At 67.2% G+C, this 26355-nt stretch carries 23 protein-coding genes; 16 read left to right on the top strand and 7 right to left on the bottom strand.

Annotated elements, in window-relative coordinates:
* The first annotated feature begins 147 nt into the window (after positions 1-147).
* Entirely contained in the window at positions 148-1116 is a 969-nt protein-coding gene (locus QX204_RS33150) for a glycosyltransferase family 2 protein (protein ID WP_301904396.1), read from the top strand.
* Positions 1113-2639: a DUF2142 domain-containing protein gene (locus tag QX204_RS33145; RefSeq protein WP_301904395.1), complete on the top strand. Its 1527-nt coding sequence runs from the start codon at positions 1113-1115 to the stop codon at positions 2637-2639. Before QX204_RS33150 ends, QX204_RS33145 begins: the two co-directional genes overlap by 4 nt.
* 22 nt (positions 2640-2661) lie before the next feature.
* On the opposite strand, the gene rfbB is transcribed toward QX204_RS33145, so the two are convergent.
* Positions 2662-3663 carry a dTDP-glucose 4,6-dehydratase gene (gene rfbB, locus QX204_RS33140; protein ID WP_301904394.1) on the bottom strand — a complete coding sequence of 334 codons (1002 nt, stop codon included), beginning with the start codon at positions 3661-3663 and terminating at the stop codon, positions 2662-2664.
* 325 nt (positions 3664-3988) lie between these two features.
* Between rfbB and QX204_RS33135 the strand changes: the two genes are divergently transcribed.
* Positions 3989-4687 carry a DUF8020 domain-containing protein gene (locus QX204_RS33135; RefSeq protein WP_301904393.1) on the top strand — a complete coding sequence of 233 codons (699 nt, stop codon included), beginning with the start codon at positions 3989-3991 and terminating at the stop codon, positions 4685-4687.
* 116 nt (positions 4688-4803) lie between these two features.
* On the opposite strand, the gene QX204_RS33130 is transcribed toward QX204_RS33135, so the two are convergent.
* Positions 4804-5847 (bottom strand): alpha/beta hydrolase, encoded by a 1044-nt coding sequence (locus QX204_RS33130; protein WP_301904392.1) that lies wholly within the window; start codon positions 5845-5847, stop codon positions 4804-4806.
* A 244-nt stretch (positions 5848-6091) separates the two neighbouring features.
* On the opposite strand from QX204_RS33130, the gene rfbA reads away from it, so the two are divergent.
* The gene (rfbA, locus tag QX204_RS33125) at positions 6092-6964 is read left to right on the top strand and encodes a glucose-1-phosphate thymidylyltransferase RfbA (protein ID WP_301904391.1); all 873 of its coding nucleotides are present in this window, start codon (positions 6092-6094) and stop codon (positions 6962-6964) included.
* Between the two features lie 3 nt (positions 6965-6967).
* Positions 6968-7519, top strand: a complete 552-nt coding sequence (locus QX204_RS33120) for a dTDP-4-dehydrorhamnose 3,5-epimerase family protein (RefSeq protein WP_301904390.1) — start codon at positions 6968-6970, stop codon at positions 7517-7519.
* A gap of 57 nt (positions 7520-7576) precedes the next feature.
* Here the strand turns inward: QX204_RS33120 and QX204_RS33115 are convergent, their stop codons facing one another.
* Positions 7577-9055 (bottom strand): MFS transporter, encoded by a 1479-nt coding sequence (locus tag QX204_RS33115; protein ID WP_301904389.1) that lies wholly within the window; start codon positions 9053-9055, stop codon positions 7577-7579.
* Positions 9056-9140: 85 nt separating this feature from the next.
* On the opposite strand from QX204_RS33115, the gene QX204_RS33110 reads away from it, so the two are divergent.
* A complete protein-coding gene (locus QX204_RS33110) occupies positions 9141-9560 on the top strand; it encodes a MarR family transcriptional regulator (RefSeq protein WP_301904388.1) in 420 nt (139 codons plus the stop codon).
* Here the strand turns inward: QX204_RS33110 and QX204_RS33105 are convergent.
* Together QX204_RS33105 and QX204_RS33100 are read right to left on the bottom strand one after the other, a co-directional pair.
* A complete protein-coding gene (locus QX204_RS33105; protein ID WP_301904387.1) occupies positions 9544-10389 on the bottom strand; it encodes a helix-turn-helix domain-containing protein in 846 nt (281 codons plus the stop codon). The two genes, QX204_RS33110 and QX204_RS33105, sit on opposite strands and share 17 nt — an antisense overlap.
* A 123-nt stretch (positions 10390-10512) precedes the next feature.
* Complete coding sequence (locus QX204_RS33100; protein WP_301904386.1) at positions 10513-11097, bottom strand: DUF4282 domain-containing protein; 585 nt, start codon at positions 11095-11097, stop codon at positions 10513-10515.
* Positions 11098-11291: 194 nt separating this feature from the next.
* On the opposite strand from QX204_RS33100, the gene QX204_RS33095 reads away from it, so the two are divergent.
* The 3 genes from QX204_RS33095 (at position 11292) to QX204_RS33085 (ending at position 14872) form a co-directional block, all read left to right on the top strand.
* On the top strand, positions 11292-11798 hold the full coding sequence (locus QX204_RS33095; RefSeq protein ID WP_301904385.1) for a hypothetical protein: 507 nt from the start codon (positions 11292-11294) through the stop codon (positions 11796-11798).
* Between the two features lie 107 nt (positions 11799-11905).
* Positions 11906-14080, top strand: a complete 2175-nt coding sequence (locus tag QX204_RS33090; protein ID WP_301904384.1) for a molybdopterin oxidoreductase family protein — start codon at positions 11906-11908, stop codon at positions 14078-14080.
* Between the two features lie 168 nt (positions 14081-14248).
* Positions 14249-14872 (top strand): pyridoxamine 5'-phosphate oxidase family protein, encoded by a 624-nt coding sequence (locus QX204_RS33085; RefSeq protein WP_301904383.1) that lies wholly within the window; start codon positions 14249-14251, stop codon positions 14870-14872.
* Between the two features lies 1 nt (position 14873).
* Here QX204_RS33085 and QX204_RS33080 read toward each other — a convergent pair whose 3' ends face one another.
* A complete protein-coding gene (locus QX204_RS33080) occupies positions 14874-15371 on the bottom strand; it encodes a GtrA family protein (RefSeq protein ID WP_084787348.1) in 498 nt (165 codons plus the stop codon).
* A gap of 15 nt (positions 15372-15386) precedes the next feature.
* Here QX204_RS33080 and QX204_RS33075 point away from each other — a divergent pair, with 15 nt between their 5' ends.
* From QX204_RS33075 to QX204_RS33065, 3 genes are all read left to right on the top strand, one after another.
* On the top strand, positions 15387-16814 hold the full coding sequence (locus QX204_RS33075) for a decaprenylphosphoryl-beta-D-ribose oxidase (RefSeq protein ID WP_301904381.1): 1428 nt from the start codon (positions 15387-15389) through the stop codon (positions 16812-16814).
* Positions 16811-17590 carry a decaprenylphospho-beta-D-erythro-pentofuranosid-2-ulose 2-reductase gene (locus tag QX204_RS33070; protein ID WP_301904380.1) on the top strand — a complete coding sequence of 260 codons (780 nt, stop codon included), beginning with the start codon at positions 16811-16813 and terminating at the stop codon, positions 17588-17590. Before QX204_RS33075 ends, QX204_RS33070 begins: the two co-directional genes overlap by 4 nt.
* Before the next feature lie 115 nt (positions 17591-17705).
* Positions 17706-19700 carry a galactan 5-O-arabinofuranosyltransferase gene (locus QX204_RS33065; RefSeq protein WP_301904378.1) on the top strand — a complete coding sequence of 665 codons (1995 nt, stop codon included), beginning with the start codon at positions 17706-17708 and terminating at the stop codon, positions 19698-19700.
* An 18-nt stretch (positions 19701-19718) separates the two neighbouring features.
* Here QX204_RS33065 and QX204_RS33060 read toward each other — a convergent pair whose 3' ends face one another.
* Positions 19719-20348, bottom strand: coding sequence for a TIGR03086 family metal-binding protein (locus QX204_RS33060; protein WP_301904377.1), 630 nt, complete (start codon positions 20346-20348; stop codon positions 19719-19721).
* A gap of 83 nt (positions 20349-20431) precedes the next feature.
* On the opposite strand from QX204_RS33060, the gene QX204_RS33055 reads away from it, so the two are divergent.
* The 4 genes from QX204_RS33055 (at position 20432) to QX204_RS33040 (ending at position 26277) form a co-directional block, all read left to right on the top strand.
* The gene (locus tag QX204_RS33055) at positions 20432-21394 is read left to right on the top strand and encodes a helix-turn-helix transcriptional regulator (RefSeq protein ID WP_301904376.1); all 963 of its coding nucleotides are present in this window, start codon (positions 20432-20434) and stop codon (positions 21392-21394) included.
* Positions 21395-21572: 178 nt separating this feature from the next.
* Positions 21573-22115: a hypothetical protein gene (locus QX204_RS33050; protein WP_301904375.1), complete on the top strand. Its 543-nt coding sequence runs from the start codon at positions 21573-21575 to the stop codon at positions 22113-22115.
* 214 nt (positions 22116-22329) lie between these two features.
* Positions 22330-22842, top strand: coding sequence for a hypothetical protein (locus tag QX204_RS33045; protein ID WP_301904373.1), 513 nt, complete (start codon positions 22330-22332; stop codon positions 22840-22842).
* 90 nt (positions 22843-22932) lie between these two features.
* Positions 22933-26277, top strand: a complete 3345-nt coding sequence (locus QX204_RS33040) for an arabinosyltransferase domain-containing protein (RefSeq protein WP_301904372.1) — start codon at positions 22933-22935, stop codon at positions 26275-26277.
* Positions 26278-26355: the final 78 nt, after the last annotated feature.

Below are 26355 nucleotides of genomic sequence, written 5' to 3'. Positions count from 1 at the left end.
CAGGCGCCGTTGCGTAGGCGACGAAGGAGCAAGCAACGGTGCCTGACCGGCGGCCCCTCAGGGCCGCGAACACGCGGCGCCCGCGCCGCCAAAAATCCTGTAGCCTCCCGGTGTCCCACTGCTGCCTAACTTCGAGGATTGACCCGGGTGGACTCCACCGAGCTTCGCATTGCCGCCGTGGTTCCCTGCCACAATGAAGAGGCCGCGGTCGCCAAGGTCGTCGCCGACCTCAAAGCCGCCGTGCCGGGGATCGTCGTCTACGTCTACGACAATCTGAGCACCGACCGCACCGCCGAATGTGCCCGCGAGGCCGGGGCGATCGTGCGCCACGAGAACACCAAGGGCAAGGGCAACGTGGTGCGCCGCGCCTTCGCCGATATCGATGCCGACGTGTATCTGATGATCGACGGCGACGACACCTACGAGGCGTCGGCCGCTCCGCTGATGATCAAGACGCTGCTCGAGGGCCCCTACGACCACATTCTCGGCGTGCGCAAGCAGGACGCCACCGATACCAGCGCCTACCGCAGCGGCCACGAGACCGGCAACAAGGTGCTCAACGGCGTGGTCGGCAAGGTCTTCGGCGAGAACGTCGAAGACATGCTCAGCGGTTTCCGGGTGTTCTCGCGCCGGTTCGTGAAGAGCTTCCCCGCGGTGTCGCGGGAATTCGAGATCGAGACCGAGCTGACCGTGCATTCGCTGCACCTGCGCGTTCCGCAGACCTCGGTGTCGGTCGGTTTCCGTGACCGCCCCGCCGGCAGCGAGTCCAAGCTGCGCACCTACCGCGACGGCACCAAGATCCTCGCGCTGATCCTCGGCCTGGCCCGCCACGAACGCCCGGTGGCGTTCTACGGCCTGTTCGGCACCGTGGCCTGGCTGATCTCGGTCGTCCTGACCGTGCCGATCGTGATCGATTACTACAACACCCACCTGGTGGCACGGTTCCCGACATTGTTCCTGGCCTTCACGCTGTTGCTGCTCGGCAGCCTCGCCTGGACCGCAGGCCTGATCCTCGACGGCATCCGTCGCTCTCGCCATGAGACGGCGCGCCTGGTCTACCTGCGCTATTCGGCCGCCGGGGTGAGCGAGGACGTCGCGGCCGGAGAGCATCGGTGACCACCTCTACCGAACCCGAGACGACTGCTGTCGAACCCAGCAAGACCCCCGCGCGTAAGGATCGAGCGTTGGCGCCGGTGCGCGCGCTGACCCAGCGATTCGGCGCCGCCACGGTGGCGTTCGCGATGGTCGCGACCGTGTTCGGTGCCGTGTTCGCCGTGCTCACGCCCGCCTTCTGGGGCCACGACGAGATCACCCAGTTCGGCCGCGCCTATCAGGTCGCGCACGGCGGGGTGTTCCCCCAGCGCATCGTCGACGATCGCGGTGTGGCCTACGGCGGCCAGATTCCGGTCTCCGTCGACGAACTGATGGGCTACGCGTTCATCGACTACAACGACAACCCCGACGAGCCCGACGCGATGGTGGCCGACCCCGCCGCCTACGACCGGCTCGGCTCGGCCGAGATCTCCTCGACGACGCGGCAGATGTGGTTCACCAACACCGCCGCCTACTCGCCGGTGCCATATGTGCCCGCGGCCATCGGCATTCGCCTGGGTGAGGCGCTCGGCCTCAACGTGGGTGGCCTGTATCTGCTGGCGCGGTTCGCCGGGCTGGTGGCCTATCTCGCGGTGGTCGGATTCGGGCTCTACGCGCTGCGTGAGCGGCGTAGCCAGTGGCTGGTGTTCACCGTCGCGGTGCTGCCGATCGCACTGTTCCAGGCGGGCACCGTCACCGCGGACACGCTCACCAACGCACTCGCGATCATGGTGTCGGCGTTGCTGCTGAAAGCGCTTTTCGTCGGTGATCGATTGCACCGAGCCGAAACCGCCGCACTGCTCGCCGCGACGATCGCGCTGCCGCTGAGTAAACCGACCTACGTGTTGTTGGCGATGCTCGTCGTGGTCGTCCCCGCCGACCGGCTCGGTTTCGCCGGAAAGCTGAAATTCCTTCCGTGGGCATTCGCGGTGACGGGCGGGGTTCTTTTCCTCGCCTGGACGAAGATCGCGGCGCCCACCGGCGACGGCATGGGCCTGATGCGCCCGCCCCATCAGTGGGGTCAGGTGCGGCCGGGCGATCAGCTGAAGGGAATCCTCAGCGACCCGGTGCAATTCGTGCATACCTTCGGCGAGAGCATCGCGCTGCGCGATCATCGCTGGTTCAACCAGTTCTTCGGTGAACTCGGTTTCGCGTATGTGGACGCACCGGCGATCTCCATGCTGGCCTGCCTGCTCGCTTTCGCGGTGAGTTTCGGCATCGTCGACCGAATGAGTACTGCCACCGCCACTTTCCGTCGCACGCTGATCGTGGCGCTGACGGTACTGGCGAGTGTGGCGATGATCTACGTGACGCTGTACATGTCGTTCACGCCGGTCGATTTCTACATAATCGACGGTGTACAGGGTCGGTATTTCGTGCCGCTGGCGATCATGGCGCTCGCCGTGCTCGCACGCGTTGTACCGCTGCGGCTCTCGAATTCCGACGGGGTGATTCCGACCCGCGGAACCGCCATCACCGTCGCTTGTGCGTCGACTTTCGCGCTTATCGCCGCCGCCGCAACGTATTACACCGTCGTCTGGGGATAATTCCCCAGACGACGGTGGGGGTTTACAGCGTCTTTTCGCCCGCGGCCGCGTAGGCGCGTTCGGTATCGGCCTTTTTCGGTCGCCACCAGTTCTCGTTGTCGCGGTACCAGGCGACGGTGTCGGCCAGCCCCGCCCGGAAGTCCGCGTAGCGCGGTGACCAGCCCAGTTCCTCGCGCAGCAGGCTCGCGTCGATGGCGTAGCGCTGGTCGTGGCCGGGGCGATCGGTCACATGATCGAAATCGGTGGGCTCGCGATCGAATGCCTGCAGGATGAGCTGGACGACGGTGAGGTTGTCGAGCTCGCCCTGCGCCCCGATCAGATATGTCCGACCCGTGCGGCCGCGTTCGAGAATGTCCCAGACCGCGCGATTGTGGTCCTCGACGTGAATCCAGTCGCGCACCTGATGACCTGCGCCGTAGAGGCGCGGGCGCACCCCGTCGATCAGATTGGTGATCTGGCGGGGAATGAATTTCTCAACATGCTGGTACGGGCCGTAGTTGTTCGAGCAGTTCGACAGGGTGGCCCGGATACCGAAAGACCTGGTCCAGGCACGGACCAGCATGTCGCTACCCGCCTTGGTCGCCGAATACGGGCTCGACGGGTTGTAGGCGGTGGATTCGGTGAAGCCCGGCTCGTCGGGGGTGAGATCGCCGTACACCTCGTCGGTGGAGATGTGGTGGTAGCGCACATCGTGGCGGCGCACGGCCTGCAGCAGCGAGTAGGTGCCGACGATATTGGTCTGCACGAACGGCCACGGCTCGGCCAGGGAGTTGTCGTTGTGGGATTCGGCGGCGAAATGCACGACCGCGTCCACCCCGCTGACCAGATTGTCGACCAGATCGAGGTCGGCGATATCGCCGTGCACGAATTCGATCCGATCCGCGACCGGATCCAGCGACGCCCGGTTGCCCGCGTAAGTGAGCGCGTCGAGCACGGTCACTTGGACATCCGGGCGCGTGGCCACGGTCTGTTGGACGAAATTCGCACCGATGAACCCGGCCCCGCCGGTTACGAGCACTCGCACTCGGTCAACGATACGGGCATTGCGAGAGCCCTCGTGACGAACGGGCCGTCGTTATGTGTTGCTGGAACGTCTCTGAGCTGTGACCCGCCATCTATTTACACAGTGATCTCCGTCACACTACCTGTAAGTAGGTTAAGACTCAGAGTTGGTTTTACTGAGAAAAACCCCGGTCAATGCTCAGGTTTCTATCAGCGCACCGGCATCGGGGTATCAGTGGTGAACAAAACTTGAACTAACAGTCACAGCGGGTTCACCTCTGGTTAGCTGCGGGAGCTTTTGATCTACCAGTCCCCTCCGCACGCTCCAAACTTGAGGTTCAACAAAAATGCTGATGAGGAAATTCGCCGCCACGTCGGCGCTGCTGATCGCTGCCATGGGCGTTGCTGCCGGCACCGTCAACGCCGCGCCGGTCGAAGAGGCCGCCCCGATCAACTACACCGCCCAGGTCGTCGACGGTTCCAAGTCCGTCATCACCACCGACGCGGGCTCGCTGGTCGTCGAAGACGGCGCCTTCAAGATCAAGGCTGCCAACGGCACCACCGTCGCCGGTACCCCGCTGACCTTCCGCCTCGACGAGTTCGAGCTGCCGATCGCGGCCGAGATCTCGGGCAACACCGCCACCCTGAGCCCGCAGCTGGACCCGGCCAAGGCTGTCTACAAGCCGGTCGCCCTGCCTTACGACAACCAGGCGCCGTGGAAGACCGAGTACGAGCGTGAGCAGGCCGCCTGGAGCCGTCTGACCTCCACCATCTCCATGGGCGCCACCATCGGCACCCTGGGCGGCGGCCTCGCCGGCGCTGCCATCGGTTGCGTCACGGGTGCGGCGATCGGCCTGGTCGCGACCGGCGTGCTGCTCGCCCTGTTCGGCGCGGGCCCGCTCGCGGGTTGCGTCGTCGGCGCTACCAGCATCGGCGCCCTCGGTGTCCTCCTGGGCCAGATCTTCGTGACCGCCCCGGTCGCGATCGGTGCTGCGATCCAGTACTTCACCACCATCTCCGCCCCCTTCACCCCCCCGGCCAAGTAATTTCGCCGTAGGACAGAAGGAAAGCGGCCCCGCTCGGTTCTCCGAGCGGGGCCGCTTCGTTCACGTTCGAGGGTGGCTCGGTCGGCCGACCGTGATCAGAACCGCCCGAGCCGTTCTCAGGCCGTGCGGGCCCGCTGTGCCGGTTCCACCGCGGTGCGGACGAACTTCGCCACCCGGCCGAGCGCCGAACGACTCTCCGGCATGCTCGGCAGGATGCTCATGAACGCGTGCACCTGCCCACGCCACAGCTCCAGCGTGTTCGGCACGCCCGCGGCGGTGAGCCGATGGGCCATCAGCTCACAGTCGTAGCGCAGCAGTTCGTCTTCGGCCGCGATGAGCAGGACCGGCGGCATTCCCGCCAGGTCCGCGTTGACCGGTGAGAGCGCGGGATCGAGCGGACCTTCGTGCTCGGCGCCGAGGTGGACGACCGCCTCGAGCCCTTTCAGCGGAATGTAGGCATCCCGGTCGACATTGACGTACCCCTCTTTGGCCCGGTAATCCAGATCGAGCAGCGGACTGAGGCCGACGAGGGCGGCGGGCAGCGGCAGGCCGATCTCGCGGGAGCGGATCGCGGTGGCGAAGGTCAGGAACCCGCCGGCCGAATCACCGGCGAACACGATGCGCGCCGGATCGGCGCCGTGGCGCAGCAGCCAGCGGTAGGCGAGCACACAGTCGTCGATCGAGGCATCGATCGAACCGGGCAGCTGCCGGTATTCGACATTGAGGACCGGCAGCCCGGTGCGCCGCGCCAGTCCGGCCGCGATCGCACGATGCGTCTGCAATCCACAGACCGCGAATCCACCGCCGTGCATGTACAGCACCGCGCCGTGGCGCAGCGCGCGCGAGCCGCCCGCGGGCCGGACCATCTCCATCTTGAAATCGCTGAGCTGGATCTGCTCGCGTTCGATGCCGTGGGGTTCGGGTCGCAGCCGCGACAACAGGTCGATCGCGACGGCGCCGACCGGGATGGTGGCCCGGTTGATGGGCACGGTGCGCAGCAGCGGTCCGATGACGCCGAGGCAGGCGCCCATCAGGACACGCGAGGAGGTGCTGGTCCGGCCGGAGTTGACGATGATGCCCGGCTCCGGCCTGCTCGTGGTGCCGATCGGGGCCACGGGCGCGAGCCCACCCATCACGCCGGTGATCTTCGTGGTTACCATCGCGCACCTACCTCACAGCTGGCGCGTCGACCCCTGACCAAGGCGTATCCCCCCGGATCGGATGTCGGCGCTGACATCTAACACAGTGATGTTTCACACATCGGAGCTCACATAATCAGATGAGCGCCATGTCTGTCTCAGTTATCGCCCGACACACCCGGCCACGAAACGTTCGTGACCAATTCGTCGACGTGTCGGAACCTCCCCGTCTCCGGGGAGGAGGGAACTGGCAGACTTGCCACCTATGCGCGGAATCATCTTGGCGGGCGGCACCGGCTCACGGTTGCACCCGATCACGCGCGGGGTGAGCAAGCAGCTCGTCCCGGTCTACGACAAACCCATGGTCTACTACCCGCTGTCCACTCTCATGCTGGCAGGGATCGACGACATTCTGGTGATCACCACGCCGGAGGACGCCGACGCGTTTTCCCGATTGCTGGGCGACGGCAGCCAGTTCGGCGTCGCGATCAGCTATGTGGTGCAGCCCGAACCCGACGGCCTCGCGAGCGCCTTCGTCCTCGGGGCCGATCACATCGGCAACGAACCGGCCGCGCTGGTCCTCGGCGACAACATCTTCCACGGACCCGGCCTCGGCGCCAGCCTGGAACGCTTCCACGACATCGACGGCGGCGCGGTGTTCGCCTACTGGGTGAAGGACCCCACCGCCTACGGCGTGGTGGAGTTCGATCAGGGCCGTGCGGTCTCCATCGAGGAGAAGCCGAAGGTCCCGCGCTCGAACTACGCCATCCCCGGCCTCTACTTCTACGACAACGACGTGGTCGAGATCGCCCGCGAGCTGCGCCCGTCGGCGCGCGGGGAGTACGAGATCACCGATATCAACCGCGCCTACCTCGAGCAGAACCGGCTCAGCGTCGACGTACTGGCACGCGGCACCGCCTGGCTCGACACCGGCACCTTCGACTCCCTGCTCGACGCCGCCAATTACGTGCGCACCATCGAGGAACGCCAGGGCCTCAAGATCGGCGTGCCGGAGGAAGTGGCGTGGCGACGCGGCCTGATCTCCGACGAACAGCTGTGCAAGCTCGCCGAACCGATGGTGCGCTCGGGCTACGGCCGCTACCTGCTGGATCTGATCGACCGTGGAAAAGACTGGTAACACATGGAGTTTCGTGAACTGGCGATCCCCGGCGCCTGGGTGGTGACCCCGCGTCTGCTCGGCGACGACCGCGGCATGTTCTGTGAGTCGTTCAAGGCCTCGGAGTTCGAGAAGGCCACCGGACGCCCGTTCGAACTGCACCAGGTGAACACTTCGGTCTCAGCAGCCGGGGTGCTGCGCGGTATCCACTACACCGACAATCCGCCCGGTCAGGCCAAGTATGTGACCTGTGTGCGCGGTGCGTTCCTGGACGTGGTGGTCGACCTGCGACCCGGCTCGCCGACCTACGGCCGGTGGGACAGTGTGTTGCTCGACGACGTGTCGCGCCGCTCGGTGTTCCTGTCCGAGGGTCTCGGCCATGCCATCCTCTCGCTGGAGAACCGCTCGACGGTGACCTACCTCTGCTCGCTCGAGTACTCCCCCGAATTCGACAGGGACATGGACGCTTTCGATCCGCGCCTCGCTATCGCCTGGCCGACCGAGGGCCGCGACGGCCGCCCGCTGACCTACGTTCGCTCGGCGAAAGACGAAGCAGCGCCGAAGTTTTCCGACTGATTCACGTGAAACGAACGGCACCACCCGCGTGGGGTGGTGCCGTTCGGCGTTATTCGATCAGGCGACCGGTTCGAGAACCTTCGCCTCGACGACCGGTGCGTCCTGGGCGGGCTTGCGGAACCTGGGCAGGAAGACCGTCAGCGCGACCAGTGCGCCGACGATGGTGACGCCCGCCGCGAACTCGAGGCCCGGCCGGTAGGTGTCGAGCATCTGCTGCGCAGTGGCACTCGTTCCGTGCCCGCCGGAGGTGACGATAGCGGTGGTCACCGCGAGCACGATGGCAGCGCCGACCTGCATGGAGGTCTGCAGCACGCCTGCCGCGAGACCCTGCTCGTCGTCGTCGATACCGCTGGTGGCCTGTACATTGATCGCCGGGAAGCCGACCCAGCCGATGCCGATCAACAGGATCGCGGGCAGCAGCACGGTGAAGTAGCCGGGAGCCGTGTCGATCCGCAGGAACAGCAGGTAGCCGATCGCCATCACGCTCATGGTGACCGCGATGACCGGTCCGGTGCCGAAACGGTCGATCAGCTTCTCGGAGAAGAAGGCCGACCCGACGACCAGGATGCCCACCGGCAGCAGGGCCATCGCCAGCTTCAGCGCCGACCATTCCAGGGTGTCCTGCATGTACAGGGTCACGATGAACTGCCAGGAGAAGTACGAACCGGCGACCGCGATGATGGCCAGACTGGCTCGCACGAGCGAGGCCTTGCGCAGGATGCCGAGGCGAACCAGCGGGTGCTTCACGCGCTGCTCGGTGACGACGAACGCGGCGAACAGGGCGATCACGGCGAGGAACGAACCGATGGTGCGGCCCGAGGCCCAACCGACTTCCGGCGCGGTGACCACGGTGTAGACCAGCAACAACATGCCTGCCGTCGACAGCAGCGCGCCGAGCAGATCGTGCCCGCCTTCCTCGGCCTTACCGTCCTTGGGCACCAGCACGAACGCGGCGATCAGCGCGGCGACGGCGATCGGGACGGGCAGCAGGAAGGTCCAGCGCCAGCCGACGCCGGTCATGAGGCCGCCGAACAGCAGACCCATGGAGTAGCCGCCCGCACCGAAGACGGTGTAGATCGACAGCGCCTTGTTGCGCGCTTTTCCCTCGGCGAAGGTGGTGGTGATGATCGACAAGCCGGTCGGCGCGGTGAACGCGGCGGCCAGGCCCTTGATGAAACGGGTGGCGATCAGCAGAGCGGGGTCGCTCACCAGCCCGCCGACCAGTGATGCGACGGCGAACACCGCGAGTGCGATGAGGAAGACCTTGCGGCGTCCGAGCAGGTCGGCGGTGCGTCCGCCCAGCAGCAGCAGGCCGCCGTAGCCGAGGATGTAGCCGCTGACGAGCCACTGCAGGGTGGAGGTGGACAGATCGAGTTCGGCGCCGATGGACGGCAGCGCGACGCCGATCATCGAGACGTCGAGCCCGTCGAGGAAGAGAACGATGCACAGAGTGATCAGCATGCCCCAGAGCCGGAGGGGCCACCTGGTGGGATCGGTCGCCTGATCTGCGGCCGAAAGCGTTGCTGGCGAAGTCATGCGGAGGACATTACATGCGTGTGCATTAATTGCCAACACATAAAATGCCGTTGCATGAACAGGTGCCTACCACTAAGATGGGGCCATGAATCCGGCCGTAACGTCAGCTCGGCGCACTGAAGCGCCCACCGAGCTGGTCGGTCAGTGGCGCGAACTACTCGGCAGGCACGCCGCCGTGAGTTGCGCCCTGGAGAAGGCGCTCCAAAGGGACCACGAGATCGGCCTCAGCGAATTCGAAACGCTGGACCGACTGGTCGACGCGGCGTGTCAGAAGTACCGCATGACAGAACTGGCCCAGGACATCTACCTGAGCCAGAGCGCGCTCTCGCGCGCGGTGGCGAGACTGGAACGCGACGGACTGGTCGAGCGGAGCATGTGCGATCTCGACCGCCGCGCCATCTTCGTCCAACTCACCGACAAGGGCAGGGCGGTCTACGACAGCGCCCTGCCCACCCACCGTTCGGTGCTCGCCGGTTCGTGGGACAGCCCTACAGCGTGCCCGTAGCCGCCACGGTGATGTCGGTGAACGCCCGCCGGTAGCGGTCGCATTCGGCCGGTTTGTCGAGATAGCTGCTGCCCGCGAAGGTTTCCACGTAGACCACCGGCGGCTCCGGTCGATCCACCGAATCGTCGACCCCGAAATCCAGGATCACGAACCGACCGGATTCGAGACCGGAGTGATAGCCGGAATCGCCGGGAACCACCTGGATACGCACCGTGTCGCGCTCGGCCAGCTCCCGCAATCGCGCGAGCTGGCCCGCGCGCACGCGCTCGTCACCGATGAAGCGGGTGAGCACCGACTCGGCCAGCACCACGTCCAGCCGCAGCGGGGCATCGGCCCTGGTGACCAGGGCCTGCCTGGCGGCGAGCACCCGCAGCCTGCGCTCGAGCTCCGCCTCGGTCAGGTCGGGAATCGTCTGCTCGAACAGCGCTTTCGCGTAGTCCTGGGTCTGCAACAGCGCCGGGACCAGGCCGTCCTCGTAGAGTGCCAGCCCCGACGCGGCTTCCTCGAGACCGATGTAGACCTCGAAGCCCTCCGCGATCACATCGCCGTAGCTCGTCCACCAACCCCGTGCCTTGGTTTCGCGAGCCAGGGCGGCCAGTGGTTCGACCAGATCGGCCGGCGCGCCGTACACCTTGCACATGGCCTCGACGTCGAGGCTGCGCAACGACGTCTGCCCCGTTTCGATCCGCCAGATCTTCGCTTCCGACCACTCCAGTTGCGCCGCCGCGGTTCTCGTTGTCATCCGCGCCCGATTGCGCAGGTCACGTAGGTGCCTGCCCAACTGCCTGCGCGGCATCGTGGAACCCGTGACGCCCTGTGGTGAAGCCATACTTCCCCCCTGTATCCGAACTCCGGTCTCCGGACAGAACTTTCGGAGACCGCCCTACGCGGCCGACATATCGTCGGATCTGCGTACGGATTGTTTCACAATGAATCGGACACCGCGCAAGACCTATTTTTTCTTGCGGAACCGCCAGAACTGCACCGCTCGAACATCTTCGGAGAGCTGGTTCACCGGCTCGGCGACATCGGACAGGGCCTGGAACAGGCCATCGGCCAGTTCGCTGATGTGCTCGACGCGGCCCGCCAGCCGGGCGGCGTTGTCGGCGAATTCGAGCATCAGGCGCACCGAGGCCGCGATGGTGAGCCCCAACGGCACGGCGACGAGCGCGGCGAGCACCCCCAGCAGCGCCGAGGCCCGCCACATCAGCACCGTGAGCGCGATCGGCACGCCGATACCGAAGGAAACGACGCCCAATACGTAGGCCAGCGGCAGCAAGGTCCTGGTCGCGGGCCTGCGGAACTGCACATCGAGCAGGGAACGACCCGCTTCGGCAGCCCATTGTTTGGCCGAACCGGTGGTGCGGAAGGGCTCTTCGAACCCCGCGTCGCGCGCCAGGTCTGCCTCGTACGTACCCTCTGCGGGACGAGCCGAACGCTTTCCGTCGGTCTCTTTCCAAGAGAGCCAACGTGATTCGGCTTCGAACTCCTCGGCATCCTCGTCGTTCGACTCGGGGGTGCCAGGCGCTTCGGTCATAGTCCGAATCCTGCCCCGTTTCGGCCCCTACGCCAACCCGGGCGGCGCCGTACCTGCGATAGCGAAGGTTACCGAACTGAGACGAAGCAGACACTCTCGAATATTTTTCGGTAACGGCGTAACAAGTGGACTACCCCGCGCCGATACGCCCATGAACGCAGGAACAGAGCTCTTCGGGGAATGGAGAACACACAGTGCGCACGACGTTTCCGACCACCACTACGGCCGCCGACAAAGGTGCCGCCGCGCAGGAGTACACCGCGCGTGGATGGACGGTCGCTGAAACCATCAATGGCTTGTGCTTGATCACCGACGACGAGGTCTCGGCCATCGAGATCACCGGTGAGATCGCGGGCGATGTCCGCCGCTTCCTGCGCGCCAACAACCTGTCCGGCCCCGTGATCGAGATCCCGGGCCAGGAGCGTCGCGAGATCCACCTGGTCACCGGAGTCCGCAAGGCCGCCATGGCGATCGAGGCCATGCGTGAGGCCGGCGTCATCGTGCACACCGACGGCGCGAGCATCCCGCTGCCGCCGACCCAGCTGGCCGCGGGCAGCGCCTCCTGGAGCGTCGCGCCCACCGAGGCTCGCTGGATCCCGCCGGTCGTCGCCCTCGGTGCGGCCGTGCGCTCGGCGATGGCGCGTAAGCAGTCCGGCACCAAGCAGACCGGCAAGCGCACCGCGCTGACTCTGGCCAGCTGACCTGAACCAGCCCGAACCCGCGAGCCGCGACGCCTCCCCGACGTCGCAGCTCGCGGGTTTTCGGCGTTTCCGACCATCGCCCACCCCGGTGGGCGTAAGCATGAAGGATGGCTTCTCGTTCGCTGTCTTCTCGGACCGCTCTGCGTACCTGTCCGCTGTGCGAGGCCGTCTGCGGTCTCACCGTCACTCTCGACGACGCCGACCGGGTGTTGTCGGTGCGCGGCGATCGCGACGACCCGTTCAGCAAGGGCTTCCTGTGCCCGAAGGGCGCCAGCTTCGGCCAACTCGACAACGATCCGGACCTGGTCACCACCCCGCTGATCCGCGACGGTGACGGATTCCGCGCCGCGGGCTGGGACGAGGCGTTCGACCTGATCGCGGCCGCCTTCGCCGAGATCCCCAGCGGCTCGTCCGCCATGTACCTGGGCAATCCCAACGCGCACACCGTCGCGGGCGCGCTCTATGTGCCCGCGCTCATCCGCGCGTTGAGCACCCGCCACGTCTACACCGCGAGCTCCGCCGACCAGATGCCGAAACAGGTCGCGGCCGGGCTCATGTTCGGCGACCCGCTCAAGGTCCCGGTCCCCGACCTCGACCGCACCGATTTCCTGCTCATGCTCGGCGCCAATCCGCTCGAGTCCAACGGTTCGCTGTGCACCGCGCCTGATTTTCCCGGCCGGCTCAAGGCGTTGCGGGCTCGCGGAGGCAAGTTGGTCGTGGTCGATCCGCGCGAAACCAGAACCGCCGCGATCGCTGACCAGCACCTGTTCATCCGGCCCGGCGCCGACGCCTATCTGCTGTTCGGTGTGGTCCACACGCTGTTCGACGAAGGTCTCACGGACGTGCGCGTCGACGTCGCCGGGCTCGACGAACTGCGCGCTGCCGCGCTCGAGTTCGCGCCCGAGGCAGTGGCCGAGCGCACCGGCATCCCCGCCGACACCATCCGCACACTGACCCGCGAGCTCGCCGCCGCGCCCACGTCCGCGGTCTACGCGCGGATCGGCACCTGCACCGCGGAGTTCGGCACGCTCACCCAGTGGCTGGTCGACGCCGTCAACGCCCTCACCGGCAACCTCGACGCCCCCGGCGGCGCCATGTTCGCCGACGCGGCGGCGGGCGGAGTGGAGCGGTCGAGGCCGTTTCGGCTCGGCCGCTGGACCAGCCGCGTTCGCGAGCTGCCGGAGTCGATGGGCGAACTGCCCGTCGCCACCCTCGCCGACGAGATCGAAACCCCCGGTGAGGGGCAGATCAAGGCGCTGGTGACGGTCGCGGGCAACCCCGTGCTCTCCGCGCCGAGCGGTGCCCGACTGGACAAGGGTCTGGCCGGGCTGGAGTTCATGGTCAGTGTCGATCGCTACGTCAACGAAACCACCAGACACGCGAATGTGATCCTGCCGCCGCCGCGCTCGGTGCAGTCGCCGCACTTCGATTTCGCGCTGCTGCAGTTCGCGGTGCGCAACTACGCGCGCTACTCACCGCCGGTGGTCGACCTGGGTGACCGGCCGTCGGAATCGGCGGTGGTGGCCCGTCTCGCGGCCGCGGTGAGCGGTCAGCCCCACACCGGCACAGGCGCGGCGAGCCCGATCGCGATGATCGACGAACTCGTCATCGCGGGCACCCTGCACAAGGCCGACATGAGCGAACGCCGCGAGGAGCTGACCGGCGCGAACACCACCGAGCAGCGCCTTGATCTGATGCTCAAGCTCGGCCCGTACGGTGCCTGGAACGGTGGTGAACTCAGCCTGAAAACGCTGCTCGACAACCCGCACGGCATCGACCTCGGCCCGCTACGGCCGCGGCTGCCGGGAATCCTGCGCACCGCGTCGAAGAAGGTCGAGCTCGCCCCGCCGCAACTGCTGGCGGACGTGACGCGTCTGCGGGCCGGACTGGCGAGCACCGCGCCCGCGATGGTGCTGATCGGACGACGTCAGCTGCGCTCCAACAACAGCTGGATGCACAACATCTCGGGCCTTGTCGGCGGCTCCAACCGCTGCACGCTGCAGGTACACCCCGACGACGCGACCCGTCTCGGTCTCGGCGAACAGGCCGAGATCACCTCGGCGGCCGGCTCGTTGACGGTGCAGGTGGAGCTGACGCCGACGATCATGCCCGGCGTGGTGAGCCTGCCGCACGGCTGGGGCCACAGCGCGAGCACCACCCAGTCGGTCGCGCTGGCCAACGCCGGGGTGAATGCCAATGTGCTGACCGATGATTCGGTAGTCGACGCGGTATCCGGCACCGCTGTGTTCAACGGCGTACCGGTGACGGTAGGTCCGGCCTGATCAGTCCTGACCTGGAAACTGTTGCGCAAACTCGGCTTTCATCCCATTCGCAATAATGGAGACGCCCCGCCGACAGTGAGATTCCCCTAGACTGGATGAGATTGCGGTCACAGCGGGGGTTTCGTCTAGAGGCCCGCATCAACCGGTACGGCTAGCAGAGGGGGCCCGATGCCCGAAAAATTCGTCGGCAGCGACGGAGAACACGAGCTACAGGACACGTTGGGCACCTCGGACAGAGCCGAGCGTTTCTACGACGACCAGGTGATCGACTACCTGAACCCCACCATGGTGGATTTCGTCGCCCGCATGGACATGGCCTTCATCGCCACCGCCGATTCACACGGGGAATGTGACTCGAGCTTCCGGGCCGGGACGCCCGGATTTCTGTATGTGATCGACGATCGCACGATTGCGTACCCCGAGTATCGAGGTAACGGGGTGATGGCCAGCCTGGGCAATATCCTCGAGAACCCGCACGTCGGGATCCTGATGATCGACTTCGTTCGCGATCTCATCGGCCTGCACATCAACGGGAAAGCCCGCATGGTCGCCGACAGCGAACTGCGCGGCACCGTCACCGACCTGCCACCTGCCGAGCGGGGGAAAACCTCGCAGGTGTGGGTCGTCGTCGATGTCGAAGAGGCCTACATCCACTGCCGCAAACACATCCCGCAGATGGTGCCGGTCGCGCGGGATCAGCGCGAATGGGGCACCGACAACGTGCGCGCCAAGGGTGGCGACTACTTCGGCGTCAAGGCGGGCCGACACCATGTCGAGGCCAAAGCAGGCTGACCTACTTGATCTTGAAGATCACCGCACGCTGCACCACGAAGTTGATGACCGTTGCGGTGCCCTGTGCGACGACGAACGCGAGGGGCTGACGCCACCACTCGTCGGCCAGCGCGAAGTACATCGCCGCGTAGATCCCGACCTGCACGGCGAAGGTCACCGCGTACAGCGCGACCACCGCGAGGAACCGTGCCCTGCTCGGCTCGGCGTTGAACGTCCAGCGCCGATTGATCAGGTACGCGGTGGTCGTGCCCGCGATGAAGCTGATCGCCTTGGCGAGAACCTCCGGCAAACCGAGCACGTTCGACAGCAGAGCGAGCAGGCCGAAGTCGACGACAGCCGACAAACCCCCGGTCAGCGTGAACCGCACGATCTGCGTCTTGAGGTCGACATCGGTCCCGCCGGGCTCGTCGACCAGGGGAATTTCGGCGGGCAGCGGCAGATGCGGTTGGGCTTGCACGTGAGGAAGACTACGAGACCGGTCGCTCCTCGCGCCATGCATGTAGCCTCTTAGCCGATGTCTGAGAACATTTCGACCACCAACGATGACGCGTTCGCGCTACCCACGCGCACCCGCAAGCTCACCGGTTGGGGTCGCACCGCACCCACCTCCGCCGAAGTGCTCTCGACCAGCGATCCGGAACTGATCGCCAAGGCCGTGAGCATGGTGGCGCAGGACAACGACTCGAAGCCGGCGCATCTGCGACGCGGCGTGATCGCGCGTGGCCTAGGCCGCTCGTACGGCGACCACGCCCAGAACGCGGGCGGGCTCGTCATCGACATGCCCGCGCTCAACCGCATCCACCGCATCGACCGCGATTCGCGCATGGTCGAGGTGGACGGCGGTGTGAGCCTGGACCAGCTGATGAAGGCCGCGCTGCCCTTCGGCCTGTGGGTGCCCGTGCTACCCGGTACTCGCCAGGTGACCATCGGCGGCGCCATCGCCTCCGATATCCACGGCAAGAACCACCACAGCGAGGGCAGCTTCGGCAACCACGTCCGCTCGATCGACCTGCTCACCGCCGACGGCGCGGTGCGCACGATCTCGCCGACCGAGGACGCCGAGCTGTTCTGGGCGACTGTCGGCGGCAACGGCCTGACCGGCATCATCCTGCGCGCCACCATCGAGATGGCGCCCACCGAGACGGCGTACTTCCTCAACGACGGTGTGAAAACCTCCACGCTGGACGAGACCATCGCGGTCCACAGCGACGGCAGCGAGGCGAACTACACCTACTCGAGCGCGTGGTTCGACGTGATGAACCCGCTGCCCAAATTGGGTCGCTCCTGCCTGACTCGCGGCCGCCTCGCCACGGTCGACGAGCTGCCGAAGAAGCTGCAGAAGAATCCGCTGAAGTTCGACGCGCCGCAGCTGTTGACGGTGCCGAACATCTTCCCCAGCTGGTCGGCCAACCGGCTCTCGCTGGGCGCGGTCGGCGAGGCGTACTACGCCATGGGCGGCACCTACACCGGCAAGATCCAGAATCTGACGCAGTTCTACCACCCGCTCGACATGATCTCCGAGTGGAATCGGGCCTACGGACCCGCCGGTTTCCTGCAGTACCAGTTCGTGGTGCCGACCGAGGCCGTCGAAGAGTTCAAACGGATCATCATCGACATCCAGGCGTCCGGGCACATCTCGGCGCTCAATGTGTTCAAGCTGTTCGGTGAGGGCAACGCGGCACCGCTGAGCTTCCCGATGCCCGGCTGGAACATCTGCGTCGACTTCCCGATCCGGCGCGGCCTCAACGAGCTGGTCACCGATCTGGACCGGCGCGTGATGGAGTTCGGCGGGCGGCTGTACACCGCGAAGGACTCGCGTACGTCCGCCGAGGCGTTCCACAAGATGTACCCGCGGATCGACGAGTGGATCAAGATCCGCCGCAGCGTCGACCCGAATGGCGTGTTCATGTCCGATATGGCCAGGAGGCTGGAGCTCCAGTGATCAACGCAGTTGGCAACCCGCAGACCATCCTGCTCTTCGGTGGCACCTCCGAGATCGGTCTCGCGATCTGCGCCGAGTACCTGCGCAAGAGCCCGGCCCGGGTCATCCTGGCGAACCTGCCCGGCGATCCGCTGCTCGAGAACGCCGTCACCACGCTGAAGGCCGCGGGCGCGACCCAGGTCGACGTCATCGACTTCGACGCGCTCGACACCGACTCGCACCCGAAGGTCGTCGATTCGGCGTTCGCCACCGGTGACGTCGATGTGGCGATCGTGGCGTTCGGCGTGCTCGGCGATGCCGAGGAGCTGTGGCAGAACCAGCGCAAGGCGGTGATGACCGTCGGCATCAACTACACCGCCGGTGTCTCGGTGGGCGTGCTGGTCGGCGACAAGTTCAAGGCGCAGGGCCACGGCCGGATCATCGTGATGTCCTCGGTGGCCGGTGAGCGCGTTCGCCGCTCCAACTTCGTCTACGGGTCCACCAAGGCGGGGCTCGACGGCTTCTACCTCGGTCTCGGCGAAGCGTTGCGCCCCTTCGGCCCTCGCGTCACCGTCATCCGCCCGATGCAGGTGCGCACCTCGGCGACCAAGGCCCACTGGGAAGCCACCGGCTCCAAGGAAGCCCCGCTCACCGTCGACCCGGAGGACGTCGCCAAGCTCGCCGTCGCCGCGTCGGAGAAGGGCACCGAGATCGTCTGGGCCCCCGGCGAGGCCCGCTTCCTGATGTCGGCCCTGCGCCACGTGCCGCGACCGATCTTCCGCAAGCTCCCGATCTGATCGACCGCGTTCCGGACTGCCACATCATCCCCGGATGGTGTGGCAGTTCTGCGTTGGGGCTCCACTAGGCTGGCCCGGACCGTGGAGCACAGTGGAGCCGGAGGATTGCGCGCCGATGACGACCAATGACGAGGCGCGGGCGGGGCGCAGGATCTGGACCGGGGTCGGTGAGGGCGTCGCCGCCGCGGTGGTGGCACTCGTTGTCGCCGCGGTGGGACTGTTCGCGTTCTCGGCGGTGCAGTGGCCCGCGTTCAACTCCTCACATGTGACTCGCGCCCTGACCACGGTGGGCCAGGTCGTTTCGATCGCGCTGCTGGTGGTCTCGGTGCTGTTGATCCGCCTGCGGAAGTGGCCCGTGGTGGCGAAACTGCTGTCCTGGGTGGGTATTTCGAGCTTCGTCACCGTCACGCTCGGGATGCCGCTGGCCGCGACGAAGTTGTACCTGTTCGGCGTCTCGGTGGATCAGGAATTCCGGACCGAGTATCTGACGCGGCTCACCGACAGCGCCGCCCTGCGCGATATGACCTATGTGGATCTGCCGCCGTTCTATCCGGCCGGGTGGTTCTGGATCGGCGGGCGCGTGGGCAATGTGCTCGGCATGGACGGCTGGGAAGTGTTCAAGCCGTACGCGATCGGGCTGCTGGCCATCGCCGCCGCGGTGGCGCTGGTGTTGTGGATGCAGTTGGTGCGGGCCGATATGGCGGTGGGGGCCGCTGCGGCTGTCACGGCGATGACGTTGGCTTACGCGTCCCCGGAGGCTTATGGCGCGGTGCTCGTGGTGTTCATTCCGCCGGTGCTGGTATTGGCGTGGGGTGCGTTGCATCGGCGTTCCGGCGGGTGGGGCGCGGTGCTCGGAACCGGGGTGTTCCTCGGGGTGGCCGCGTGTTTCTACACGTTGTATCTGGCGATCGCGGCGTTCACCGTGGTGATCATGGGCGTGGTCGCGGCTGGATTCGCGGTCTACTCCCAGCGGGCCGCCGGGCAGCGGGCACACCGGGCCGGCACGGCGGCCACCGACGCCGGAGCTGCTTCGAGCGGCGCATCGCCCGCCTGGCGTGCCGCGATCGCGCCGCTGACCCGGCTGGCGGCCATCGGCGGTATCGCCGTCGTGCTCGCCCTCGTCGTGTGGGCGCCGTACCTGCTGAAGATGCTGTCCGGTGCGAAGATGCCGTCCGGCAACGCATTCCACTACCTGCCCGAATCCGGCGCCCAGCTCGCGTTCCCGATGCTCGAGTTCTCCCTGCGCGGAGCGTTCTGTCTGCTCGGTGTGCTGTGGCTGGTGATCAGGGCCGGATCATCCAGGCGCGCACAGGCACTGGGCATCGGCGTCGTCTCGATCTACCTGTGGACGCTGCTCTCGATGGCGGCGACCGCGGCGGGCACGACCCTGCTGTCCTTCCGCCTCGAGCCGGTGCTGCTCGCGCTGCTCGCCGCCGCGGGCGTTTTCGGCTTCGTCGAAGGCGCGACCGCCGTCTACCAGGCGTTGAACGAACCCGCCCCCCTGCGAACCGCCGCGGCGGCGATCGCCGTCCTCGGCGCTCTCGCTTTCGCGCAGATGATCCCCACCGTCCTCACCCACGAGATCGACACCGCCTACACCGACACCGTGCCCACCGACGTTCCGAACGCCGACGGCACCTACGGGGAACGCGCCGACAAGCGCAAGCCGTCCGCGGTCGCGTACTACCACGCCGTCGACGAGGCCATCCTGGCCCGAACCGGCAGGCCCCGCGACGAATCCGTCGTCCTCACCGCCGACACCACCTTCCTGGCGTTCTACCCCTACTGGGGCTTCCAGGCCCTCACCTCCCACTACGCGAACCCCTTGTCCGACTTCAAGGCTCGCGCCGCCACCATCGCGGACTGGAGCAAGCTCCCCGACTCCCCCGCCCTGGTCGAAGCGCTGTCGAAGTCGCCGTGGCGGGCCCCCGACGTCTTCCTCTTCCGCAACGACGGCGACAACTACACCCTGCGCCTGGCCGAAGACGTCTACCCGAACGACCCGAACGTCAAGCGCTACACGGTGTCGTTCCCCAAGTCCCTGTTCACCGATCCCGCCTTCACCGCCACCGAGATCGGCCCCTTCACCCTGATCACCGTGCGCCGCTGATCCGAGGCCGGGCTCCGCTCACGCAGCGGTGCGGCCGAGGTAGTGGAGGAGTTCGGCGGTCGGCGTGGTGGCCGATCCTTCGACGATCGGGGCGTAGGCGCCCCACTGCCGGAGGGGTTCGATGATCTCGGCGTCGGCGCCCGAACCGGGGGCCGGGTGGATCGTGCGGGCGGCCGCGAGGAGGTGGGCCGACAGGTCGTCGGTGAGGGGCGACGGCTGGCCGGTGGCGATCGCGATGTCCCAGGCGTGCACCGCCGCGTCGAGCGCGGCGAGGGTGGCCGCGACCGGGGTGGGGAGATCGCCGTGCGGAAGCGGTGTGGGCACGGTGGCGGTGTCGGCGGAGACCGTGGCCCATGCCGCGGCGGTCTGGTCGATGGCCTCGCGGACCAGCGCGGCGGCGGTGCCGTCGATGGCGCCGGAGGGGTCGAAGGGGTTGTAGGACGGGCCGGGGCCGACTCCGAGGGCCGCGGCGTAGGCGAGTTGATCACCCGCCGCGTGCTGGATGACCTGGGTGACGGTCCAGTCCGAGCAGGGGGTGGGCAGGCCCCACTGGTCGTCGCCGATACCGGCGACGACGTCGCTGAGGGCCTGGTAGGAGGTGGCGACCACGTCGCGCCAGACGGTTTCGAGGGCTGCGGTGCTGTTCATGATGGTGCCTTTCGTTTCGGTGATGAGTCCAGCCTAGAAACCTATTAGGCTAGTTTCTTTCCTAATTTTCCCCGAGGTGAAAAATGGCTGCGACAACCCCGCGCGTCCTGCGCCTACTCGCCCTGCTCCAGGACCGCGGCTACACCGGCCGTGAACTCGCCGAGCGCCTCGACATCACCGAACGCACCGTGCGCAACGACATTGCGCGACTGCGCGAACTCGGCTATCCCGTGCACGCGGAACGGGGCGCGATCGGCGGTTATCGCCTCGGCCGAGGCGCGACCATGCCGCCGCTGCTGCTCGACGACGAGGAAGCCGTCGCGGTCGCGCTGTCCATCGCCGTCGCCCACGATGGGTCGCTCGCCGTCTCCGACATCGGCGACCAACTCACCCGAGCCCTGCGCAAGATCGAGCAGATCCTCCCGAAACGCCTGCAGCGCAAGGTCTCCGCACTGCGCGATGCCACCGAGATCGGCCCGGCCACCACCGGCTCGCGCGAACCCGACGCACCGGTGGCCGCGGGCATCCTCACCACCCTCGCCGACGCCGTCCGCCGCACCACCGCCGTCACCGTCGAGACATCCGACGGCACAGCAGGGCTCGAGCCCTACCGGCTGATCAACTGGCAGCGCCGCTGGTACCTCGTCGCCTACAGCATGAACACCCATGCCTGGACGGCCCTTCCGGCTGCCGGGATCACCCGGGCCGAGACCGGCGCCCGCGTGTTCGCCCCGCGCGCGCTCCCGGACGACGACCTCGTCGCCTTCGTCATGCGCCACATCGCGTCCACCGGCTGGCGCGTGCACGCCCGCGTCACCGTCCTCGAACCCGCCGAGACCGTCATCGCCAGGATCAACCCGGCGGTCGGGGTGGTCGAGCCGATCGACGAACACAGTTGCGTGCTGCTCACCGGCGCCGACGCGATGGAGACGATCGCGATCTACCTCAGCATGTTGATGATGGATTTCCGCGTCGACGGCCCGCCGGAACTGGTCGCGCATCTGCGCACCCTGGCCCGTCGCTACACCGAATCGGTCGCACCGTGAGCCGTGCCGATCGTGTCCGTTCCGTGCCGGAACCCGGTGTTCATCCCGCCCTCCGGCACTACACTGACGGGTGCGGCACGGTCGTCGCCGACGGAGCGCACAACCCCCTCGGCGGCCGGCGTTGGAATCAGATTCTGCACGTCACGGGTCTCGGCGACCCGCTACCGGAGGAGGACGTATGTCCGATCCGTTGCACACGAGGGTGTGCCTCACCGGCCTGAACTGCTCCTGCCCGAGCATCAGCGTTTTCCTGGTGCCCGAACCGCTGGTTCTGGGCGGGCAGATGATGCACCTGCTCGAACAGGCCCCGGTCGCCGGGCGAATGCTCGAACCCACCCCCGACTCCGAACTGATCGACCTGATCCAGGCCGTGCGCACCCCGCTGGACACCCGTGGGCTCGCACGCGCGCAGCAGGTCGCGTTCTCCGGCCCGCGCCACGATCCGCCGGTCGCGCGGGAGGTTCTGCACGACCATCTCATCGAGGAACCCGCGCCATGGGGGCTCGATGTGGACGATCCGGCCGAACTCACCCGGCTGGCGATGCTGCCCGAACGGCGCATCGGCGTGCGCCGCATCGATGATTTCCAGGCGCATTCGGTCCGCCAGGCGATGGAGGCCGTCTACCGGTATTTCGCGATCGACCAGCGCATTCCCCTGGTCTATCACGGCTTCGCCGACCCACGCGACGGCTGGTTCGCGTTGCGCGCATCGGCGGCGTGAGCCGATCCCGCGGTGTGACGGCGTCGACCCTGTGTCTATCGACACCCGATAGCTACTGGTGTGCGGGAGCTCGATAGACCACAATATGTCCGGTCAGTGTCAACAAACCGCGCGGTCGGTGTCGCGGGGCGAGTACGCTGCGAAATGTTGGAAGTTCGGCCGACCGAAATCAGGTTTTGGTAGCGCTGATCGGTACGGATGCAGAGGTATAGCCATGACGCTCAACCGACCGGAGCGGATCGATCTTTTGTTGACCCGGACGCAACGTCTCGGCCGTGAACCAGAACCGCGCGAGCAGCTCGACTCCCTCGCCGCGATCGAACGGGTCGTCATCGACGCCACCATCGCCCTGCTCGCACCCGGCCAGAAATTCGCACTGCTGTGGTCGCTGCAGGTCGGCGAGCAGACCGTCGCCGGTGTGCAGATCAAAGAGCGCAACGGAACGGTCACCAACCTGATGCCGCCCACCGAGGTGCTCGAATACCTCACCGATCACAAACGCATGTCCTACGACCCCGCGACCGGGGCCTGGCTCAGCGCCGAGATCTTCATCGCGGGGCCGACGCGATACAAGACCAACTACTCCACCGCTGCCGTCGCCGACTGGATGCCGGAGGTCTCGGCCGACGACCTCCGCGCCGAATTCGCCGCCTTCCCGCGTCCCGACACCGAGATCCCCGACTGGGCCCGAACCCAGCTCGACTGGGCCGACCGCCGCACCGGCTAGGCCGTGCGCGGCTGAAAACCCTGTCGCGCCCGGGCCACATCAGGAGCGGCGCCGACCCGCGCACAGGTTCGATGGCTAGCATCAGTCCCCGTGCGACCGGACCGATCTGAACGAGCGTTCACCCGATACCGCCTGATCGCCCTTGTCTGTGGGCTGCTCGGGTTCGTGCTTGCCCTGCTCACACCGCTGTTGCCGGTGCGCCAGGACCGCGCGAGCCTGGACTGGCCCCAGGCGGGCGCGACCAGCGTCGAGGCACCGCTGGTGTCGTATGTGCCGCAGCGGCTCGACGCGCAGCTGCCGTGCACGATGCTGAACGGTCTGCCCGGCCCCGGCGCGGAGAACCCGAGCACGACCACCCTGTTGACGACGATTCCGGCCGCCTCCGGCAAAGCCGACCGCGGCCTGAGCGTCACGGTGCGAGACGGTGTGGTGGGAGTGCAGGCGCGTGATGTGCCGATGCTGTCGGCGCCGATCGCCGAGATCGGCGGGTGTGAGCGGATCAGCATCGTCTCGACCATCGAAGCGACCACCGTCGAGTTCGTCGGTGCCGCGCGCCAGGACGGCACCCCGTTCCGCAACACCGTCACCGTCGACAAGCGCCCGCAGATCGTCGGCATCTACACCGACCTCGACGCGGCCGCCCTCACCGGCGCCCGGCTGCACGCCGATATCGACTCACGCTTCACCTCGACGCCGACCACGCTGAAACTCGTGGCGATGATCGGCGCCGGGGTCTTCACCCTGCTCGCCTTGATCGCGCTGCACCTGATCGACACCGCCGACGGCCGACGCGCGCGGCGCTTCCTGCCCCGGCACTGGTGGCGGATCACCCCCACCGACGTGGTGGTGGTCGTGACGCTGCTGGGCTGGCACGTGATCGGGGCAAACACCTCCGACGACGGCTACATCCTCAATATGGCGCGCGCGTCGGGCCCGTCGGGCTACATGGCGAACTACTACCGCTGGTTCGGCGTGCCGGAGGCCCCGTTCGGCTGGTCCTACGAACTGCTCGCCTGGATGACGAAGGTCTCCGACGCCAGCCCGTGGATGCGCCTGCCCGCCCTCGCCGCCGGACTGGTCTGCTGGGCGGTGATCAGCCGAGAAGTGCTGCCCCGCCTCGGTGCTCGCGTGCGCCGCGACAAGGTGGCGCTGTGGACGGCGGGCCTGGTGTTCCTCGCCTTCTGGCTCCCCTACGACAACGGCCTTCGCCCCGAACCGCTGATCGCGGCGGGCGCGCTGCTCACCTGGTGCCTCATCGAACGCGCCATCGCCACCGCGCGACTGCTGCCCGCCGCCCTTGCCGTCCTCGTCGCCGCGTTCTCGCTGGCGGCGGGTCCGACCGGCCTGATCTGCATCGCCGCGCTGATCGCGGGCACCCGCCCGGTCATGCAGATCATCATCAAACGCGCGCAAGGTCTGCGACCACGCCGACCCGCCGCTGACAGTGCGGTCGATGCCGCCGATCAGAGTGCCGCGCCCGCCGGCCGCAAGCCCGAGCGACTCTCGCTGGGCACCAAGATCTTCCGTTATGCCGCGCTCCTGGCCCCTGGCGTCGCGGCGGGCACGCTGGTACTCATCATCGTCTTCGCCGACCAGACGCTGGCCACCGTCATGGAGGCCACCCGAGTCCGCACCCTCGTGGGCCCGAACGTGGCCTGGTTCGACGAGCGCACCCGCTGGGACTCGCTGTTCATGCTCTCCCCCGACGGCTCGCTGGCCCGCCGTTTCGGCGTCCTGGTGATGCTGCTGTGCCTGCTCGTCTGCATCCTGCAGGTCCTGCGCAAGGGCCGCATCCCCGGCACCTCACGCGGCCCCTCGGTGCGCATCCTCGGCATCGTCTTCGCCGCACTCCTGCTGATGATGTGGACGCCGACCAAGTGGACCCACCACTTCGGCGTCTACGCGGGCCTCGCGGGCTCGCTGGCGGCCTTGGCCGCGGTGGCTGTGGGCACCAACGGAATTCGCGCCCCACGCAATCGCTCGCTGTTCGCGGCGGCCGTTCTGTTCCTGCTCGCGATGACCTTCACCGGCTCCAACGGTTGGTGGTACGTGTCCAGCTACGGCGTGCCGTTCTGGGACAAGGCGCCGATGGTGGCGGGCAAGGGCGTTTCGACCCTGTTCCTCGGCCTCAGCATCCTCGCCCTCCTCGTCGCGCTGTATTTCCACCTGCGCGACCCCTACCGAACCCCGTCGGACACAGGCCGATTCGATCGTTTCGCGACCATGCCGCTGACCATCGCGGCGGCCTTGCTCGTGCTGTTCGAGGTGGCGTCGATGGCCAAGGGCGCGATCACCCAGTACCCCGCCTATTCCATCGCGAAGTCGAATATCAATTCGCTGGGAGGCGATACCTGCGGCCTCGCCAATGACGTTCTGGTGGAAACGAATACCGCCGATTCATTGCTCACTCCCTACACCGGCGCCCCCGCCGACGGGCTGAACGCCGAATCCACCGGCTTCACCCCGGACGGCGTCGCCGACGATCTCACCGCCGATGCCGACGAGACCGTGGTCGGCGGCGCCAACTCGGTCGACACCGATTCCGCCAACAAGACCACCAAGACCACCGGCGCGGGTACCGGCGGCGGCACCAGCGCCGAACCGGGCATCAACGGCAGCACCGTGGCCCTGCCGTTCGGCCTCGACCCCGCCCGGACCCCGGTCCTCGGCTCCTTCCAGGACGGCGTGCAGCAGCAGGCCAAGCTGACCTCACAGTGGTACGGCGTCGACCTCGGCGACAGTGTTCGCGACGATGCCGCCTATCAGGCCCTCGTGGTCACCGCGGCCGGACGCATCCGCTACGTCGATACCGACGGCGTGGTGCACTACGGCCAGGATCTGCGCCTGGAATACGGCACCCGCGCCGCCGACGGTTCCGTCGAGGTGACCGGTTCGGTCGCGCCGATGGATATCGGGCCCGCCCCGTCGTGGCGCAACCTGCGCGTGCCGATCGATCAGCTGCCCGTCGGCGTGAACGCGGTGCGCCTGGTCGCCGCCGACAACGACATCACCGGCAAGCAGTGGCTCGCGGTCACACCGCCGCGCCTGCCGAAACTGGCCACCCTGGACTCGGTGGTCGGCCGGACGGACCCGGTGCTGCTCGACTGGCACGTCGGCCTCGCGTTCCCCTGCCAGCGCCCGTTCGAGCACCACGACGGCGTCGCGGAGGCCCCCCAGTGGCGGATCATGCCCGACCGGGTCGGTTCGGACGCGTCCAACGCCTGGCAGGACGACATCGGCGGCGGCCCGCTCGGGTGGACAAATCTGCTGTTGAAGGCCGAGACTGTGCCCACCTATCTCGACCACGATCTCGGCCGTGACTGGGGCTCGCTGGAGCGGTTCACGCCGTATCAGCCCGCACCGCCCGCGAAGATCGGGGTGACTGTGATCGATCAGACAGGACGCGCCAAAGAACCGGCAATTCGGGCACAGTAGGGGCGTAGAGACTAGGGCAGCGCAAGGGCAGTGACCGGGCACTTGCCCATGTCTCTTACGAAACCCCCAGTGTCCGTT

The organism is Nocardia sp. PE-7 (assembly GCF_030486425.1).
In the GTDB taxonomy this organism is placed as follows: Bacteria; Actinomycetota; Actinomycetes; order Mycobacteriales; family Mycobacteriaceae; genus Nocardia; species Nocardia salmonicida_A.
Note: the sequence above shows the minus strand (reverse complement) of the source record. Positions and strands in the feature narration are given on the sequence as shown.